This window comes from Paraburkholderia sp. SIMBA_054, assembly GCF_046534875.1.
GTDB lineage: Bacteria > Pseudomonadota > Gammaproteobacteria > Burkholderiales > Burkholderiaceae > Paraburkholderia > Paraburkholderia hospita.
In genome coordinates this window covers 1-240 of the sequence record NZ_JAWRXV010001591.1, presented here as the reverse complement: position 1 = coordinate 240, position 240 = coordinate 1, and the positions used below count along the sequence as shown (strand labels likewise).

1 pseudogene is annotated in these 240 nt (G+C 63.8%); it reads left to right on the top strand.

Going from position 1 to position 240, the window contains the following annotated elements:
- A pseudogene (locus tag SB822_RS60425) lies at positions 1-240 on the top strand (pyrrolo-quinoline quinone); the annotation flags it as partial.

Genomic DNA, 240 nt, shown 5'->3' with positions numbered 1-240 from the left:
CCGTGCAAACCAGCTGCGACGATTTCTCAGCATCCGGCGGCAAGGGGGGCTTCATCGACACGCCCACCATCGACCGCGCGCACAACCGGCTGTTTATCGTGAGCGGCAGGGGTGCGCTGCACTCCTTTGACCTGTCGAACGGTGCCGATAGCATGACGCCCGTGCAGGTACCTGACGCGGCGAACTTCCTGAATACGTTCGTCTACGGCAGCCCGACGCTCGTTGGCACGTCGCTGTCGC